This window comes from Paraburkholderia sp. 22098 (assembly GCF_052045935.1).
Lineage (GTDB): Bacteria > Pseudomonadota > Gammaproteobacteria > Burkholderiales > Burkholderiaceae > Paraburkholderia > Paraburkholderia caledonica.
The window spans coordinates 32,275-49,813 of the sequence record NZ_JBQEPV010000001.1; the positions used below are offsets into that span (position 1 = coordinate 32,275).

Genomic DNA, 17,539 nt, shown 5'->3' on the forward strand with positions numbered 1-17,539 from the left:
TAGGTGTAGCGCGATCGACCGAGAGCAGCAGCGACCGCCCGCGCCGCCGCCGCATTCAAACCAGCGCGAGTTCGCGCGCCGCGCCGCCTTGCATCAAGTCGTAAATTGCCTCGGTGGACAAAGGCTTCGCGAAGTAGAAGCCTTGCATCTCGTCGCAAGCACGCTCCTTCAGGAAGTCGAGCTGCGCCGACGTTTCGACGCCTTCGGCTATCACCTGCAGCTTCAGCGAATGAGCGAGCGCGATGATGGCCGAGGTAATCGTCTCGTCGTCGCCGGATATGCCGATGTCGGACACGAACGAGCGGTCGATCTTCAGCCGGTCCACTGGAAAACGCTTCAGGTAGCTGAGGCTCGAATAACCCGTGCCGAAGTCGTCGATGGCAAGGCCAATGCCGAGCGCGTGCAGCTCGTTGAGCATGGACACCGCTTCTTCGGCGTTGCGCATGATTGCACTCTCGGTCAGTTCCAGCTCGAGGTATTGCGGCTCGAGGCCGGTCTCGTCGAGCACCTGCATGACCTGTTTTGCAATATCGCGCTGCTGGAACACACGCGCCGACAGGTTGACCGACACACGCGCCGGCGGCAAGCCGAGGTCTTGCCAGGCCTTGTTTTGACGGCACGCCTCGCGCAGCACCCACTCGGACAGCGGGCCGATGAGACCGCTTTCCTCGGCAACCGGAATGAACGACGACGGCGGCACGAGCCCCACTTCAGGATCGCTCCAACGCACCAGCGCCTCGGTACCGACGATCTGTCCGCTGTCGATATCGACCTGCGGCTGATAGTGCAGCAGGAATTCGTTGTCGCGCAGCGCGCGGCGCAAGCGCCTTTCGAGATTCAAACGCGCGCCCGCGCTCGCGTTCATCTCCGGCTGATAGAACTGGAACGTGTTGCGGCCCATGTCCTTCGCGCGATACATCGCGAGGTCCGCCTTTTTCATCAGCGTTTCGGCGTCGTCGCCGTCTTGCGGGAAAAGACTCGCGCCCATGCTGCACCCGACGTACAGTTCCGTGCCGTCGAGCCAGACCGGCTCCGAAATCGAAGCGCGCACGCGCTCCATCCACGCAATCAGCGATTGTTCGTCGACAGTGTCCGTCATCACGATCACGAACTCGTCGCCGCCGTGTCGCGCGACGGTATCGCTCGTGCGAGTGCAGCGCGCGAGCCGCTCCGCCACGACGCCGAGCAGCCGATCGCCGACGCTGTGGCCCAGGCTGTCGTTGACGTTCTTGAAACCGTCGAGGTCCATGAACACCACGGCCACGCCCTTGTGCTGACGCTGCGCGACGATCAGCGCGTGCTGCAGACGGTCGCGCAGCAGATTGCGGTTGGGCAGGCGCGTGAGGCTGTCGTAGTTGGCCTGATATTCGAGCTGTTCCTGATAGCGCATCAGGTCGGTGACGTCGTTGATCACGCCGATGTGATGCGTAATCACGCCTTCCGCGTTCGGCACGGGCGCAATGAACAACTGATTCCAGAACAGCGCGCCGTCCTTGCGATAGTTGCGCACCACCGCGCTCACTTCGCGATTCGCGGCGAGCGCCTTGCGGATCGACGCAACGCCTTCCTGCTCGCGATCGTCGCGTTGCAAGACCCGGCAATCGTGGCCGATCACCTCGGCGGGATCGTAGCCTGTGATCCGCATGAACGCCGGATTCACGTATTCGATCAGATTGCCCGACGGCGAGGGCGCCGTGATCAGAATTGCGTTGACGCTCGCGTCGAGCGCGCGGCTTTGCAGACGCAGCGCGAGATCGGCGCGCTTGCGCTCCGTGATGTCGGTGTATGAGCCGAGCACGCCGATCACGCGGCCTTCGCCGTCGGTGAACGGCAGCTTGCTCGTCACCGTCGTGCGATGCACGCCGTCGATCACCATGTCGACTTCGAAGTTCATCTTCGGCACGCCGGTGTCGATCACTTCCTTGTCGTGCGCGCTCAGCAGTTCGGCGAAGGCGCGCCACGGCATGTCGGCGTCGCTCTTGCCGACCACCTGCTCTGGATACGAGAGCCCGCCGTCGCGCGCGAACGCCATGTTGCAGCCCAGATAGCGTGACTCCAGATCTTTCCAGAAAATGCGCTGCGGAATGTTGTCGATCACCGCTTCGAGCATCTGATTGGAACGCTGCGCCTCGGCTTCGGCGTTGATCTGTTCGGTGACGTCGTCGGCGAGAACGAAAAACGCGGCGCGTCCCATGAAATTCAGCGCGTGATACGAGATGTCCGCGCTGATAGTCGAGCCGTCCTTGCGCCGGTGATGCCAGATGCCCGCCATCGTGCGGCCGTGCTGCACGCTGTCGGCGCGCTGCAGGTGCGACTCGAGGCGCGCGATCTCCACATTCGGCCGGATCGCGCGAATCGTCATGTCGAGAAACTCGGCCTCCGAATAGCCGTACTGCTGAATCGCCGCAGAATTGACGGCGAGAAAGCGCAGCGTCTCGCGGTCGAAGATATACATGGGTACCGGATGATCGTCGAACAGACTGCGAAAACGCTCGTCGTTGCGGCCAAGCGCCCGCGCGCTGTGCAGCTTCTTGCGCGCACTGCTTTCGCGCATACCGAAAGTGAAAATGAGGAGCGCACTGCCCGCGATCATGGTCACCACCAACATGAACATGGCGTGCTTCGCCCGTTTCGTCGAAGCCGCGAGCGACTCTTTGAACGCGCGGTTTTCGGCGTCACGCAGCGCGGCGAGGCCCGCTTCGACACGTTGCAGCCCGAGCCCGACATGCATATACGACGCCGCCGCCCATGCGCGTGACGCAGCCGGCTCGGCAGCATCGCGGCCCAGCAACGCGTCGTCGATGTCGCGTTGCAGCGCGCGGCTGTCGGCGTCGACCTGCGCCAGCGTGGCGAGCATCGCCGGCTCATCGGCAAGCTCGTCGCGCAATTCGCGCTGGAGACTGGCGAGCGTAGCGCTCATCGTCGCGGCGGCGTTTCCCGGCGACGGTTCAGCGGACGCTTCGAATCGGGCGAGCGCGGCGAGGCCGGCGTCGAGCGCCGTCTGGTAGGCGTCGAGACTCTGGCGAACATGCGTCGAATGCAGCATGCGGGCGTCGGCATCGCGCTGCCCGCCGATCTGCAAATACGCGACGAACACGTTTGCGCCGAGCGCGGCGGCTACGACCGCGATATTGATCAGCAGCCGCTTCGAGATGAAATGGGTCATGGGTTCCGAACGTCGATCGTTCTTCAGGCGGGAGCGCGAGGCCGCTTCCGATGCGTCCGGCCGCATCGATGCGAGTCTTTTACGCGCCAACCCATGGATAACGGCAGCGTTCGGAACAGGTTGAGGGTTGGGAGTGAAAAAAATTTCGGTGATCGCACCTGGCCGGCAGCGCCTAGCCGGCCGCGCCTAGCCGGCCGCACCTAGCCGGCCGCGCCTAGCCGGCAGCGCCTAGCCGGCCGCACCTAGCCGGCCGCTCCTAGCCGGCAGCGCCAAATTCCTTCATCGCCGGGATGAAGTCGTGGTTGATCTCCTGCTTGCGCGAAAGCTTGGCCAGCACGTAGCGCTTGAACGGATCGAGCTGCGCCCACAGCGCGGCGCTCGGCGCCGCCAGGCCGGCCTGTTTCGCCTGACGCAGTACGCTCTCGGGCACGCCGTCCGTGTCGCGCCAGGCTGGCGCCTCGTCAGGCGTGAACCACTCCGGCTCGACGTTCGCGTGAGTGCGCAGCATTTCGAACAGCGCGTGATCGAAGTTCGGCTCGATCTCCGCGTCCTCCTCGACGGGGAAACGCGCGAGCAGCTTGCGGTCTTCGAGCGGCAGCATTTGCCACTGCGCGAGCGAAATGCGCAGGCCGAAACGATCGAGATTGAAGCGAACCGACATCGGGATGTAAGTGAAATTCTCCGACGACTTCACCTCGAAGTTGAACAGCAGCGGTGCCTCGTTGAGTCCCATGACAGTGTTCCTCATTGTTGACGGGCAACGCACAAGCCCGGCTTGAGGTATTTTAGAACCTTATTCGCACACCGGCGGCGCAGTCCGGTACGGTGCGCACGCAGCATAAATGGAGTGAATCAGCTTGAACGAACTGGAAACAACCGGCCAGCCAGGCGCGGTGGAGCGTCAGGTGCACCGTCATCGCGGTGCGGCGGTCGAAACGGTCACCGACCACGTCGGTCAGGAGTGGCCGGTCGCGCTCGTCTTCAACGGCATTTCGCATGCGGTGATGATGTGCACCCCGCGCGACCTCGAAGCGTTCGCGGTGGGCTTCGCAATCTCGGAAGGAATCGTCGCGCGCGGCAGCGACATTCAGGACATCGAGGTCGAATTGCATGACGACGGCGAATTGCCGCACGCCGAAGTGCAGTTGCAGGTCGTGCAGCAGGCGTTCGTCGCGCTGAAGGAAAAGCGCCGTGCGCTCGCCGGCCGCACCGGCTGCGGCGTGTGCGGCATAGAAAGCATCGACCTGCTCGATCTGAAACCCGAACGCGTGCCGGACACTGGCTTTCTGCAGCGGCTCGCACCGGACGCGATTGCGCGCGCCGCTCGCGAGTTGCCGCAGCATCAGGCGCTCACGCGTCTCACGGGCGGCTTGCACGCCGCCGCATGGTGCGACGCGGCGGGCGCAATACGTTATGCGTTCGAAGACGTGGGCCGCCACAATGCGCTCGACAAACTGATCGGCCAACTCGTGCTCGATCGCGTGGATACGAAAGAGGGCTTCGTGTTCCTGTCGAGCCGCGCGAGTTATGAGCTCGTGCGCAAAGCTGCTCGCGTCGACGTGCCGATGGTCGCGACGATCTCGGCGCCCTCGTCGCTTGCAATTGCGATTGCCCGCAAGGCGGGCGTGCGGCTCGTCAGCTTCTGCCGTGAAACCAGCTACGTCGATTACGACACGGCGCAGCCGTCACAAAGCTGAGCAGCCGCTCAGTCGAATTGCCGGAAGTCAGGCTTGCGCTTTTCGAAGAACGCCTTGAACGCCTCGCGCGCTTCGGGCGCGATCAGCATCTTGCCGAAATGCACGGCTTCTTCCGACATCTGCGTTTGCAGTTCCTGGTGGCTCGCGCGCTTCATCAGGCTCTTCGTCACCCGCAATGACGACGCCGGCAGCGCGGCCAGCTTCGCTGCTTGCGATGCCGCGAACGCATCGACTTCCGCAGCCGGGAGTATGCGGTTCACGAAGCCCATGCGCTGTGCCTCGGCGACGTCGAATGCCTCGCCAAGAAGCAGTTTCTCGGCTGCTGCCTGGTAGCCGGCGACACGCGCGAGCAGCAGGCTCGACGCCGCTTCCGGGCACAACCCGAGTTGCGCGAACGGCAGCGAGAAGCTCGCGGAGTCGGCGGCATAGACAAGATCGCAATGCAGCAGCAGCGTTGTGCCGATGCCCACCGCCGGTCCCGCCACTGACGCGACCACCGGCTTCTCGGCCGAACTGATTGCACGCAGGAACTGGAACACCGGCGCGTTTTCGCCCATTGGCGGCGACTTCATGAAGTCTTCGAGGTCGTTGCCGGCGCTGAAGATGTTCGCGCTGCCGCGAATCAGGATCGCGCGCACCGACGCGTCGCCTTGCGCCCGCACCAGCGTGTCGGCCATCGTTTGGTACATCGCGGCCGTGATTGCGTTCTTCTTGTCCGGCCGGTTGAAGGCAATTGTCAGCACGCCATTTGCGCGCTCGACCAGAATATCCGTCGTCATTTTGTCTCCTCGACTGCTGCGGAAACTGCTGGAAAACTGCTGCTGCGAATGCGAAAACGGTTCGCAAGCGGCAAGCCTGCGAACCGTTCTGCGCGCCTTAACGGCTTGCCGCTAACACCGGCGGGGACTGGGTCACAGCCGCTCGATAATGCCGGCTGCGCCCATGCCCGTGCCCACGCACATCGTCACCATGCCGTACTTGTAGTTGCGGCGGCGTAGACCGTGCACGACCGTGGACGCACGAATCGCGCCCGTCGCTCCAAGCGGATGACCCAGCGCGATCGCTCCGCCGAGCGGGTTGATCTTCGACGGATCGAGACCGAGGTCCTGAATCACCGCGAGCGACTGCGCGGCGAACGCTTCATTCAGCTCGATCCAGTCGATGTCGTCCTGCTTGAGACCCGCAGCCTTCAACGCGGCGGGAATCGCTTCCTTCGGCCCAATGCCCATGATTTCCGGCGGCACGCCTCGCACCGCAAAGCTCACGAAGCGTGCGAGCGGCGTCAGATTGAATTGCTTCAGGATCTTTTCCGACACGACAATCAGCGCGCCCGCGCCGTCCGACGTCTGCGAACTGTTGCCCGCCGTCACTGAGCCCTTGTTCGCGAACACCGTGCGCAGCTTCGCGAGACCTTCGAGCGAGGTATCCGCGCGCGGGCCCTCGTCGAGCGCGACTTCACGCGTTTTGACGCGCACTTCGCCGGTGGCCAGATCGGGGAAGCGTTCGGTGATCGTGTAAGCGGCGATTTCGTCGTTGAACTCGCCGGCTTGCTGCGCAGCGATTGCGCGGCGATGCGATTCGACCGAGAACGCATCTTGCGCTTCGCGGCTGATCTTCCAGCGCTCGGCGACTTTTTCCGCGGTCAGGCCCATGCCGTACGCGATGCCGACGTCTTCGTTGCGATCGAAGATGTGCGGCGACAGCGACGGCTTGTTGCCCATCATCGGCACCATGCTCATGGATTCGCAGCCGCCCGCGATCATCGCGTCCGATTCACCCACGCGGATGCGATCCGCAGCCATAGCCAGCGCGGTCAAGCCCGACGCGCAGAAGCGGTTCACCGTGACGCCGCCGACCGAATTGGGCAAACCGGCCAGCAATGCGCCCATCCGCGCGACGTTCAAGCCCTGTTCCGCTTCGGGAATCGCGCAGCCGACGATGGCGTCTTCGATCACCTTGGTGTCCAGACCAGGCACCTGCGCAACGGCCGATCTGATCGCGTGAACCAGCAGTTCGTCGGGGCGCGTATTCCTGAACATGCCGCGCGGCGCCTTGCCGATCGGCGTACGGCTCGCGGCGACGATGTATGCGTCTTGCAATTGCTTTGTCATTTGAAGCTCCGATGTAGGCGGCGGTGACGCTTTCGCGCTTACTCCCGCCCCATGCAAATGTATTTGCGCTAGTCGCTCAATTCCGCACCGGCTTGCCGGTCTGCAGCATGCCCATGATCCGTTCCTGGGTCTTTTGCGTGCCCAGCAGATCCACGAATGCGCGACGCTCCAGTTGCAGCAGCCATTCTTCGTCGACGAGACTGCCTGCTTCCACGTCGCCGCCGCACACGGCTTCCGCGATACGGCTTGCGATCACAAAGTCGTGCTCGCTGATGAAGCGCCCGTCGCGCATGTTCACGAGCGAAGCCTTGATCGTCGAGATCGCCGAACGTCCGGCGACCGGCACTTGCGTGACGCGCAGCGGCGGACGATAACCCGCGCCGGCCAGCGCGCGCGCTTCTTTCTTCGCGACGTCGAGCAGCTCGAACACGTTGAAGACGATCGTGTCGGACGGCTTCAGATAACCCATTGCGCGAGCATCGAGCGCGGAGGCGGAGACCTTCGCCATCGCCGCGTTTTCGAACGACTTCTGCACGAACTTCAACAGGTCGTTGGTCGCGCCGACTTGCGTCGCGGCTTCCGCTGCGCGCAGCGCCGCTTCCTTCAGGCCGCCGCCCGCGGGCACGAGACCCACGCCGACTTCCACCAGACCGATATAGCTTTCGATGTGCGCGACCCGCTTCGCGCTATGCAGCAGCAGCTCGCAGCCGCCGCCAAGCGCGATACCCGATACCGCGGAAACGACCGGCACGCTCGCATACTTCACGCGCAGCATGCCTTGCTGGAATTTCTTCACGAACGGCTCGATGCCCTTCGCGCCGCCCATCATGAACGCGGGCATCGCTTCTTCAAGGTTGGCGCCCGCGGAGAACGGGCCGCCCGGCGTGCCGAGCTTCAGCGATGTCGGCTGCCATACGACGAGACCTTTGTACTCTTTCTCAGCGAGCTCGATTGCCTGCGTGAGACCGTCTATCACCGACGGTCCGATCGTGTTCATCTTGCTCTTGAACGACACGATCAGCACGTCGTTTTCGCCGGCGCGGTCGTCCACCCAGGCGCGCACGGCGTCGGTTTCGAATAGCGTCTTGCCGTAGGTCTTAGGGTCAGCAGCCGTTTCGCCGACGAGCGGTGCGCGAAACACCTGCCGGTCATACACACCGAGCGATGAGCGCGGCACGAAAGTCTTCGAAGCGGGCGACCATGAACCTTCGTTCGTATGCACGCCGCCCTTCTCGGCGACCGGGCCGTCGAGCACCCACGACGGCAGCGGCACGTTCGAGAGCGCCTTGCCCGCCGCGATATCTTCCTGCACCCATTCGGCGACCTGCTTCCAGCCCGCCGTCTGCCAGCCTTCGAACGGGCCTTCGTTCCAGCCAAAGCCCCAGCGAATTGCCAGGTCGACGTCGCGCGCGTTATCGGCGATCGATTCCAGATGCACGCCGATGTAGTGGAACACGTCGCGGAAAATCGACCACAGGAATTGGGCCTGCGGATGCTGCGATTCGCGCAGCAGTTTGAGGCGCTCGGCCGGCGGGCGCTTCAGGATGCGGCCGACCAGTTCGTCCGCCTTCGCACCGCCATCCACGTAGTCGCCCGTTTTCGGGTCGAGCACCTTGATCGCCTTGCCTTCTTTCCGGTAGAAGCCGCCGCCGGTTTTCTGACCGAGTGCGCCCTTCTTCACCAGTTCGGCGAGCACGGCCGGCGTTTCGTAGACGGGGAAGAACGGATCGTCCTTCAGGTTGTCCTGCATCGTCTTGATGACGTGCGCCATTGTGTCCAGACCGACCACGTCGGCGGTCCGGAACGTGGCCGACTTCGCACGGCCGAGACGCGAGCCGGTCAGGTCGTCCACTTCGTCGAAACGCAGGCCGAATTTCGCGGCTTCGGTAATGACGGCGAGAATCGAGAAAATGCCGACGCGATTCGCGATGAAGTTCGGCGTGTCCTTCGCGCGCACGACGCCCTTGCCGACCACGCTCGTCAGGAACGTTTCCAGCTGATCGAGAATTTCGGGGCGCGTCGTCGCGGTCGGAATCAGTTCGACGAGATGCATGTAGCGCGGCGGATTGAAGAAGTGCACACCGCAAAAGCGCGCCTTCAGCTCGTCCGCGAAACCTTGCGAGAGTTCGGTGATCGACAGGCCCGACGTGTTGGTCGCGAAAATCGCGTTCGGCGCGATATGCGGCGACACCTTCTTGTACAGGTCGTGCTTCCAGTCCATGCGCTCGGCGATCGCTTCGATCACGAGGTCGCATTCGGCAAGCTTCTCGATGTCGTCGTCGTAATTCGCCGGCTGAATGTATTGCGCGTCGTCTTTCACGCCGAACGGCGCCGGCGACAGCTTCTTCAGATTCTCGATCGCCTTCAGCGCGATCGCGTTCTTCGGGCCTTCTTTGGCGGGCAGGTCGAACAGCAGTACGGGCACCTTGGCGTTGATCAGGTGCGCGGCGATCTGCGCGCCCATCACGCCGGCGCCGAGCACGGCTACCTTGCGAATGATCAGATTGCTCACGTCGTTCCTCCGGGGAGTTATGCGGTGTCGCGAATGTGTCGGCTGGTTCGCGACATGTGTGACTGGCGAACGCGTCGCGCTGTTCGAACAAGCGCGACGCGTTCCGTGAGATGGCTTAGAACAGCGCTTCTTCGACTTCCATGAGCGGCTTCGAACCTGCGCGCGCCTGACGGATCGTCATGGCGGTTTCAGGCAGCAGCTTCGCGAAGTAGAAACGCGCGGTGGCGAGCTTCGCCTTGTAGAACGGGTCGCCCGACGCTTCCTTGTCCAGCGCGATGCGCGCCATGCGCGCCCAGAAGTACGAGAACACGAGATGGCCGACAGTGCGCAAGTACGGCACGGCAGCGGCGCCGACTTCGTCCGGGTTCTGCATGGCCTTCATGCCGATTTCCATGGTCAGCTTCTGCACCTTTTCGCCGATGTCGGCGAGCGGGTTGATGAATTCCTGCATTTCCGGCTTCACGCCTTCCGCTTCGACGAACTCCGTGACGAGCTTGCCGAACTTCTTCATCTTCGCGCCCATGTCGCCGAGAATCTTGCGGCCGAGCAGGTCGAGCGCCTGAATCGCGTTAGTGCCTTCGTAGATCATGTTGATACGCGCGTCGCGCACGTACTGCTCCATGCCCCACTCGGCGATGAAGCCGTGGCCGCCGTAAATCTGCATCGCGTGATTGGTGCCTTCGAACGCGTTGTCCGACAGGAACGCTTTCAGGATCGGCGTGAGCAGCGCGACGAGATCGGCGGCTTCCTTACGCACCGCTTCGTCGGCGTGCGACAGCTCCTTGTCGATGTGCAGCGCGGACCAGTATGAGAACGCGCGCGCGCCTTCCGCATAGGCCTTCTGCGTGAGCAGCATGCGACGCACGTCAGGGTGGACGATGATCGGATCGGCGGCCTTCTCGGGCGCCTTCGGGCCGGTCAGCGAACGCATCTGCAGACGCTCTTTCGCGTACGTGAGCGAGTTCTGATACGCAACTTCGGTGAGGCCGAGACTCTGCATGCCGACGCCAAGGCGCGCCGCGTTCATCATCACGAACATCGCGTTCAGGCCTTTGTTCGGCTCACCGACGAGCCAGCCCTTCGCGTTGTCGAGATTGATCACGCAGGTCGCGTTGCCGTGAATGCCCATCTTATGTTCGATGGAGCCGCACTTCACGCCATTGCGTTCGCCCGGCTCGCCGGCTTCGTTCGGAACGAACTTCGGCACGATGAAAAGCGAAATGCCTTTGGTGCCCTTGGGTGCATCCGGCAAACGCGCGAGCACGAGGTGGACGATGTTCTCTGCGAGATCGTGCTCACCGCTGGAGATGAAAATCTTCGTACCGCTGATCGAGTACGAACCGTCGCTGTTCGGCTCGGCCTTGGTGCGCAGAATGCCGAGATCGGTGCCGCAATGCGGTTCGGTCAGACACATCGTGCCGGTCCATACGCCGGAAACGAGCTTCGGCAGATAGCGCTGCTGCAGCTCGGGCGTGCCGTGTGCGTGCAGACATTCGTAGGCGCCGTGCGAGAGACCCGGATACATGGTCCACGCCTGATTTGCCGAGTTCAGCATTTCGTACAACGCGTTGTTGACGAACGCGGGCAGCCCCTGGCCGCCGTATTCCGGATCGCAGCCAAGCGCCGGCCAGCCAGCTTCCACATACTGCTGATAGGCTTCCTTGAAGCCTTTCGGCGTGGTGACGACGCCGTCGCCGACGTACGTGCAGCCTTCCTGGTCGCCGCTGTGATTGAGCGGGAACAACACTTCGGAGCAGAACTTGCCGGCCTCTTCGAGCACGGCGTTGATCGTCTCCGCGTCGAGATCCGCGTGCTTCGGCATCTGCTTGATCTCGGCTTCGACGTTAAGCAGTTCGTGCAACACGAATTGCATGTCGCGCAGCGGCGCGGCGTACTGTCCCATGACTCTCTCCAAAGTTTGACAAGAAGCCAGGCCGTTAGCGCAAGTGCGTCACGCGGATGTTGTTCGCGTTCTCGCCGCCGAACCTTGTTCAGGTTTCGCGGTTTGCCGCGGTTTGCACTAACGGCTTTCGCTCTGATACGAAACAATCAATTTTTCCAGCGCGGCCCACGTGAGACGCACCGCATCCGGCAGATGCAGGAAGCGCGCGTCGTGATGCAGGCCGAGCGTGAAGCTGTACAGTTCGAAGAGCATCAACTGCGGGTCCGTATCGGCACGCAAATGCCCTTCCTCTACCGCCTGCGAAATCGCGCGAGTCAGCGCCGCGCGCCAGATCGTCACGCTCGACACAAGTTGCTCGCGCACCTGGCTATCCGCGCGGTCGTCGTACTCGACGGCGCCGCTGATGTAGATGCACCCGGTCGTGACTTCCTGAATGCGCTTCTCGATCCAGCGGGAAATCATCGCTCGCAAGCGCGGCAGTCCGCGAGGTTCGCGCAGGCTCGGAAAGAACACTTCGTCTTCGAAACGACGGTGATATTCGCGCACCACTTCAACCTGCAAGTCTTCGCGCGATCCGAAATGCGCGAACACACCGCTTTTGCTCATCTGCATGCGCTCGGCCAGGAGGCCAATCGTCAGACCTTCAAGTCCGTCGCGGCTTGCGAGATCAAGTGCTGCATCGAGAATCGCGACTCGCGTCTGTTCGCCTTTTCGCATAGCTTTTTACCGTTCTAATGTGACCGAAATGAAAATCGAACGGCCGTACTATTATTGAGTGGCGCCGTCCGCGAAACAAGGACTTTATTAGAAACCGGTTTCTAACCAGGTTTCAATTCTGCGGCATCTGGCAATCGGAGGAAGCTGATTTTTTAGAGGGGTTCGCCTTGAGGCAATTGTTGCTCAGGGGACACCCGTTTGATTGCTGCTTCCGTTGCCGTTTTCGTCGTAAGGCCGGCATGATGCCGTACAAAGGCCGCCATCAGGAAGGGGCGGGGCGCCATGTTGGCATTGCGTCTGTGTTGCGTTGGCGCCCCTTCAATCGTAGCCGCCCACCGTGAGCACCTTCATCACCGCCCGGTAGGTCGTGTAGGCGAGCCAGTTGAGCAGGCGCTCGCCGGCCGGACGCGCATCGTAGTGCGCTTCGTCGATACGCCGTGAGTCCTTGAAGGCGACCAGAATCGCCTCGCGAAGCGCGTCGATCGACGGATCGTTTACCAGCACGACATTAGCCTCGTTATTGAGCATCAGGCTCAGCGCGTCGAGATTGGACGAACCCACGGTCGCCCAGTTCGAGTCGACCACCGCGACCTTGCCGTGCAGCAGGGTTTTCTCGTACTCGGCGATCTGCACGCCTGCTCGAAGCAACGCGCGATAGAGAAACGGCACGGCGTAATCGAGCGCCTTGAATTCCTTGCGCCCGATGATCAGCTTCACCACCACGCCCCGCCGCGCCGCATATACCAGCGCGCGCCGCAGTTTGCGGCCCGGCATGAAGTACGGGTTCGCCAGCAGCACCTCGTGGCGAGCCTGGCCGATCGCCGTCAGATACGCCTTTTCGATCGCCCGGCGATTGATCAGGTTGTCGCGTGCGACGAAGGCGACGCAGGGTTCGCCGCCCGCCCACAACTCCTCGTTGCGGCGCCGGCGGCGACGTCTCAGGTTGCCGAGGGACGATGCCGTCTTCGGAGTCAGATCCGGCTCCAACGAATCGAGCGGCCGATGTCCGACGCGAATCCGGCGCCATTGCACTTCAAAGGCCTCGCGGATGTCGTTAACCACCGGCCCGTGCAATTCCACCGCGAAATCCCAGCGTCGATAGGGCAGCCGTTCGCCGTCGTTCTCGTAATCGTCGACGATGTTGATGCCGCCGCAGTACCCGAACTGATCGTCGATCACGGCCAGCTTGCGGTGCGTGCGCGAAAAACCGAAGCGCCCGAAGATATGCGGGTTGTAGATCCGATGCTCGATGCCCGCGCTGGCCCACTCGTCGAACATCGACAGGCGCGCAGTGCCGATGCCGTCGGTAATCACTCGCACGCGCACGCCACGCGCCGCCGCTCGCAGCAACGCTGCGCCGACCGACTGGCCGGCCTCGTCGTTGCAGAAGATGTAGGTTTCGAGAACGACGTCGCGCTCCGCGGCATCAATGCGCTCGATGAGCGCGCTGAAGTACTCGCCGCCCGAGCGCAGCAGCTTGACGTCGTTGCCGCTCGTGAAGCGGTAGCGCTGCCAATAGCGGCGGCCGAGCAGCGATTGCCGCAGGCGGGCGAAGCGGCGTGCGCCGCCGACGCTCATGCGCGAGACTCCGAACGCTCGCGCAGCCTCTTGGGCAATTGCAGAATCGCATCCGCATTCGACGAAGAGAAACAACGCGACGCCGCCTCTTCATATGGCAGCCAGAGAAATGCGGTGTGTTCGCGCGGCGCCAATGTCACTTCGAGCTGTTCGGGCACTTGTACGCTGAACCAATGCTCGGTGTTATGGATCACGCCTTCGCCGTAACGATGCAGGAACTGCGGATAGATCTCGTACTCGATCGAGTATTGCCAGTCGAACAAGGCGCTCTCCGGCACCAGTGCGCTGCCGATCACGATGCCCGTTTCTTCGGCCACTTCACGGATCGCCGTCTCGGCGAGCGGCTCATCGAGCCGGTCTTTGGAACCCGTCACCGATTGCCAGAAGCCCGGAATATCGGCGCGCTCGATCAACAGCACGTCGAGCGAGGGCGTATGAATGACGACAAGTACGGACTGCGGGATCTTTGGCGGTTTCGGCATGGCGTGAAAACTGGGCGCAACGCTTGCGCGGTACATGTCGGCGAGTGGTCCAATGAGCGAGCAGAAGCTGTTGCATGGACTGTAACGCAAAAAGCAAAAAAGGCGCATGACGCGCCTTTCTCGTTTTGCTATTTCATCAAGCGTTTCTTGCTCGATGTTGCTTATGCCAGCTTGCGTGCTAGCCCGCGTTGCCGTTCACAGGCAGCCGCGGGTCGCCTCGATTACGCCTTCGGTTCCGGCGTACGCAAGCGGATGTGCAACTCGCGCAACTGGCGCTCGTCCACTTCGCTCGGCGCTTGCGTGAGCAAGTCTTGCGCGCGCTGCGTCTTGGGGAACGCGATCACGTCGCGGATCGAGTCGGCGCCGGCCATCATCGTGACGATGCGGTCCAGGCCGAACGCGATGCCGCCGTGCGGAGGCGCGCCGTATTGCAGCGCGTCGAGCAGGAAGCCGAACTTGGCTTGCGCTTCTTCCGCGTTGATCTTCAGCGCGCGGAACACCTTGCTCTGCACTTCTTCACGATGAATACGCACCGAGCCGCCGCCGATTTCCCAGCCGTTCAGCACCATGTCGTATGCCTTTGCGAGACAGCGCGCCGGGTCCGTTTCCAGATACTCGAGGTGCTCGTCTTTCGGGCTCGTGAACGGGTGATGCGCGGCGACGTAGCGGTTGTCTTCCTCGTCGTATTCGAACATCGGGAAGTCGACCACCCACAGCGGCTTCCAGCCCGATTCGACGAGGCCGTTTGCCTTGCCGAATTCCGAGTGGCCGATCTTAAGGCGCAGCGCGCCGAGGCTGTCGTTCACCACCTTCGCGCGGTCCGCCGCGAAGAAAATAATGTCGCCGTCTTGCGCGCCGGTGCGCTCGATGATCGCCTTGACCGCTTCGTCGTGCAGATTCTTGACGATCGGGCTTTGGAGGCCGTCACGGCCCTTCGCCACTTCGTTGACCTTGATCCACGCGAGACCCTTGGCACCGTAAATGCGCACGAATTCCGTGTAGCTGTCGATGTCGCCACGTGAAAGCTCGCCGCCCTTCGGCACGCGGATCGCCGCGACGCGGCCGTCTTTGGTGTTGGCCGGCGTGCTGAACACCTTGAAGTCGACGTCTTTGACCGCGTCGGTCAGGTCGGTGAACTCGAGCTTTACGCGCAGGTCCGGCTTGTCCGAACCGAAGCGGCGCATGGCTTCCGAATACTGCATAACCGGGAATTTCTCGTCCAGCTCGACGCCGATCGTTTCCTTGAACACGTGACGGATCATCGCTTCGAACAGATCGCGGATTTCCTGTTCCGACAGGAACGAGGTTTCGCAGTCGATCTGCGTGAATTCCGGCTGACGGTCGGCGCGCAGGTCTTCGTCGCGGAAGCACTTGACGATCTGGTAGTAGCGATCGAAGTTCGCGACCATCAGGAGCTGCTTGAAGAGTTGCGGCGATTGCGGCAGCGCGAAGAACTGGCCGGGGTTGGTGCGCGACGGCACCAGGTAGTCGCGAGCGCCTTCCGGCGTGCTCTTGGTGAGCATCGGCGTTTCAATGTCGACGAAGCCCTGCGCGTCCAGATACTTACGCACTTCGATCGCGACACGGTAGCGCAGACGCAGGTTGTGCTGCATCTGCGGACGGCGCAGGTCCAGCACGCGATGCGTAAGACGCGTCGTTTCCGACAGATTGTCGTCGTCGAGCTGGAACGGCGGCGTGATCGACGCGTTCAGCACGATCAGCTCGTGGCACAGCACTTCGATCTTGCCGCTTTTCAGCGCGGCGTTCGTCGTGCCTTCCGGACGGCTGCGCACCACGCCCTTGATTTGCAGACAGAATTCGTTGCGCACGCCTTCGGCGGCCTTGAACATCTCCGCGCGGTCCGGGTCGCAGACGACCTGAACGAGGCCTTCGCGGTCGCGCAGGTCGATGAAGATAACGCCGCCATGGTCGCGGCGGCGGCTTACCCAGCCGCACAGCGAGACGGTTTGGCCCAGCAGTTCTTCGGTCACCAGACCGCAGTATTCAGATCTCATCGACATGATGTTTGACTTTCGTTTTGCATTAGTTGAACGGCGCGCCGCAGCTGAACACTGCGTGAAACGTTGCGCGCCGGCATTACAGCGGAGGCTCGACTGTCGTGCGGCGCACCGGCGCCGGCGGCGCGGACGGCGCCACCACGCCCATCGAGACGATGTACTTGAGCGCGGCGTCGACGGTCATGTCGAGTTCGATCACTTCGCTCTTCGGCACCATCAGAAAGAAGCCGGACGTTGGGTTCGGCGTAGTCGGCACGTAGACGCTGACGTGATCTTCCTTCAGGTGATTGATCACGTCGCCGCCCGGAATGCCGGTGAGAAACGCGATCGTATAGGAGCCACGGCGCGGATATTCGATCAGAAGCGCCTTACGAAAGGCGTTGCCGCTGCTCGACAGCAGCGTGTCGGACACCTGCTTGACGCTCGTGTAGATCGGTCCGACCACGGGAATGTGCGCGACGACGACTTCCCACCACTTCACGAGCTTCTGCCCGACGAAGTTCTGCGTCAGCAGCCCGACGACAAAGATGAATGCCAGTGTCAGCACCGCGCCGAGACCCGGCAGACGGAAGCCGAACACACGCTCCGGTTGCCATGCGCGCGGCAGTAGCAACAGCGTTTGGTCCATCGTGCCGATGATCAGACCGAGCACCCACAGTGTGATGGCCAAAGGCACCAGCACCAGCAGGCCAGTCAGAAACACCGATTTGAGCGTCGTTTTTTTCGTCGTCATGTGTACCGCCAGAAAGCCGCGCCGCGAAAGCGCTGCGCGGCGTGTGCACCGCCCGCGAGGGCGGCAGTCCCACTAGGCGCTGCCCGAACTGCTAGCGCCTGTGCTAGCCGCCGGCGCCGCAGCGGGCGCGGCCGGCGTGGCGGCTGCGCTGCTGGCCGTGGCCGTGTCGGATTTCGCGGCGCCATTGCCGCCAGGTGCGGCAGCCCCGGCCGGGCTGCCGTTGGACGCACCGTCTGCGTCCGCCTTCGCCGGCGCGCTCGTGCCGCCATTGCCGCCGCGGAAGTCGGTCACGTACCAACCGGAGCCCTTCAACTGGAAGCCTGCGGCCGTAACCTGTTTCCGAAAAGTGTCTTTCCCGCATTCGGGACATTGCGTCAACTGGGCGTCGCTCATCTTCTGAAGCACGTCTTTCCCGAAGCCGCATGACTCGCAACGATAAGCGTAGATCGGCATGACCTGTTCCCTACTGAAATCTTGTAAACGCTTGCAAAGCCTTGAATTATAGCCGCAAACGATAACGCTCCCCGCATTTTGGGGATAAGCGTCCGACGCGACCGCCGATGCGCCAGATGAGGGCGGCTACCGGGAAAATCAAGGGCCGCTTTGACGCCGGAAGCGGGTA

General features: G+C 62.7%; 13 protein-coding genes. 1 reads left to right on the forward strand and 12 read right to left on the reverse strand.

Translation table 11 applies throughout. The features are described from left to right. Nucleotides 1–55 precede the first annotated feature (55 nt). Together ACTJLB_RS00150 and ACTJLB_RS00155 are read right to left on the reverse strand one after the other, a co-directional pair. A complete protein-coding gene (locus tag ACTJLB_RS00150; RefSeq protein ID WP_440782085.1) occupies nt 56–3,166 on the reverse strand; it encodes a sensor domain-containing protein in 3,111 nt (1,036 codons plus the stop codon). Between the two features lie 256 nt (nt 3,167–3,422). Continuing rightward, the gene (locus ACTJLB_RS00155; protein ID WP_392392640.1) at nt 3,423–3,899 is read right to left on the reverse strand and encodes a nitrate reductase associated protein; all 477 of its coding nucleotides are present in this window, start codon (nt 3,897–3,899) and stop codon (nt 3,423–3,425) included. Nucleotides 3,900–4,023: 124 nt separating this feature from the next. Between ACTJLB_RS00155 and fdhD the strand changes: the two genes are divergently transcribed. Continuing rightward, the gene (gene fdhD / locus ACTJLB_RS00160; protein WP_440782086.1) at nt 4,024–4,863 is read left to right on the forward strand and encodes a formate dehydrogenase accessory sulfurtransferase FdhD; all 840 of its coding nucleotides are present in this window, start codon (nt 4,024–4,026) and stop codon (nt 4,861–4,863) included. Between the two features lie 8 nt (nt 4,864–4,871). Here the strand turns inward: fdhD and ACTJLB_RS00165 are convergent, their stop codons facing one another. From ACTJLB_RS00165 to ACTJLB_RS00210, 10 genes are all read right to left on the reverse strand, one after another. Further along, nucleotides 4,872–5,642 (reverse strand): enoyl-CoA hydratase, encoded by a 771-nt coding sequence (locus ACTJLB_RS00165; protein ID WP_440782087.1) that lies wholly within the window; start codon nt 5,640–5,642, stop codon nt 4,872–4,874. A gap of 132 nt (nt 5,643–5,774) precedes the next feature. Further along, nucleotides 5,775–6,974: an acetyl-CoA C-acyltransferase gene (locus tag ACTJLB_RS00170; RefSeq protein WP_020069637.1), complete on the reverse strand. Its 1,200-nt coding sequence runs from the start codon at nt 6,972–6,974 to the stop codon at nt 5,775–5,777. A 76-nt stretch (nt 6,975–7,050) separates the two neighbouring features. After that, nucleotides 7,051–9,486 carry a 3-hydroxyacyl-CoA dehydrogenase/enoyl-CoA hydratase family protein gene (locus ACTJLB_RS00175; RefSeq protein ID WP_408170457.1) on the reverse strand — a complete coding sequence of 812 codons (2,436 nt, stop codon included), beginning with the start codon at nt 9,484–9,486 and terminating at the stop codon, nt 7,051–7,053. 115 nt (nt 9,487–9,601) lie between these two features. Next, entirely contained in the window at nt 9,602–11,389 is a 1,788-nt protein-coding gene (locus ACTJLB_RS00180) for an acyl-CoA dehydrogenase C-terminal domain-containing protein (protein ID WP_087750875.1), read from the reverse strand. Nucleotides 11,390–11,506: 117 nt separating this feature from the next. Then, on the reverse strand, nt 11,507–12,106 hold the full coding sequence (locus ACTJLB_RS00185; RefSeq protein WP_020069634.1) for a TetR/AcrR family transcriptional regulator: 600 nt from the start codon (nt 12,104–12,106) through the stop codon (nt 11,507–11,509). Between the two features lie 318 nt (nt 12,107–12,424). Next, a complete protein-coding gene (clsB, locus tag ACTJLB_RS00190) occupies nt 12,425–13,684 on the reverse strand; it encodes a cardiolipin synthase ClsB (RefSeq protein ID WP_440782088.1) in 1,260 nt (419 codons plus the stop codon). After that, nucleotides 13,681–14,166: a dihydroneopterin triphosphate diphosphatase gene (gene nudB / locus ACTJLB_RS00195; protein WP_027804890.1), complete on the reverse strand. Its 486-nt coding sequence runs from the start codon at nt 14,164–14,166 to the stop codon at nt 13,681–13,683. Before nudB ends, clsB begins: the two co-directional genes overlap by 4 nt. A 221-nt stretch (nt 14,167–14,387) precedes the next feature. Next, nucleotides 14,388–16,187 carry an aspartate--tRNA ligase gene (gene aspS / locus ACTJLB_RS00200; RefSeq protein ID WP_027777846.1) on the reverse strand — a complete coding sequence of 600 codons (1,800 nt, stop codon included), beginning with the start codon at nt 16,185–16,187 and terminating at the stop codon, nt 14,388–14,390. Between the two features lie 76 nt (nt 16,188–16,263). Beyond that, nucleotides 16,264–16,917, reverse strand: coding sequence for a DUF502 domain-containing protein (locus ACTJLB_RS00205; RefSeq protein WP_020069630.1), 654 nt, complete (start codon nt 16,915–16,917; stop codon nt 16,264–16,266). Between the two features lie 72 nt (nt 16,918–16,989). Next, nucleotides 16,990–17,370, reverse strand: coding sequence for an FmdB family zinc ribbon protein (locus tag ACTJLB_RS00210; protein WP_440782089.1), 381 nt, complete (start codon nt 17,368–17,370; stop codon nt 16,990–16,992). Nucleotides 17,371–17,539: the final 169 nt, after the last annotated feature.